The organism is Bradyrhizobium sp. 45 (assembly GCF_023073155.1).
Taxonomy (GTDB): Bacteria; Pseudomonadota; Alphaproteobacteria; order Rhizobiales; family Xanthobacteraceae; genus Bradyrhizobium; species Bradyrhizobium canariense_D.
In genome coordinates this window covers 1-885 of sequence record NZ_JADPIX010000058.1, presented here as the reverse complement: position 1 = coordinate 885, position 885 = coordinate 1, and the positions used below count along the sequence as shown (strand labels likewise).

Genomic DNA, 885 nt, shown 5'->3' with positions numbered 1-885 from the left:
GTATTTTTCTGTAGGGGAGTAGAGAGGCTGCCCAAGCTGTCCAGAAGACGAAAACAAGAATTATGGAAGCTGCACTGTGACGGGAATTGGCAGCAAAAAGCCCGGCACAGCCGGGCTTGATGATTAAACCGATGGCCGGTTGAAAAAGGTTGTCGCGGCGTTGTGACTTGCGAGCGCCAGCCAACGGGCGGGGTTGTCGTAAACGTCGGCGGGCTTCAAATCGCGCACGATCACCATCCGTTTTTTATCGTTGCCGGTGCCAATGCGTTTATCGAGATAGATCATATCGAGCTTCATCAAGTTGCGTCGGATGGCGGCTCTATTGAGTTGTTCGCCGGGTGCCCGTTGCCTAAGAAAGTTCTCGATAGTGATGTAATCGACAACTTGGGCGCTGCATTGGTCTTTGAATTCCTTTAGCGCCTGTTCAAGATCGGTCGAAACGCTATTGAGCATCCTTTCGCGCGCGGCATTGTTTATCGATCGATCGCCAACGTTGAAGCCTTCAAGTGACCGCGTAGACAAATGCGCCCATACCGCCGCAATAAATTCATCGCGCCGAACGAGGTCATACACTTCTTTGTAGTATGCAGTTGATTGCGGTTTCGTCGGATTTTCAACGATGTTCCATCGCCGATCGTCGCGCTCAATCGGCAAGGCATCCCAGTTGTTGGAAAACACAAGCCAACGCATCGCGTTATGCTCAACCCATTCTAGTCCGTGCTTTTCGTTGATCTCGCGAAAGTCAGGATTGACCATTGTCTTCAGTTTTTCGGACAGCGCCCATGTGTTCGGGCCGCGCATTCCCGCTTTGGCTTCGTCAACGATCATCAACAGTTTGCGCGACATTCGACCGTTGAACTTCCCGTCTAGAACAACGTCCAAAAT

The 885-nt window shown here is 51.4% G+C and carries 1 protein-coding gene; it reads right to left on the bottom strand.

Annotated features, from left to right (window positions below):
- Nucleotides 1-123: 123 nt before the first annotated feature.
- The coding region (locus tag IVB42_RS09960) for a primase-helicase family protein (RefSeq protein WP_247470104.1) at nucleotides 124-885 on the bottom strand (762 nt) is incomplete at its 5' end.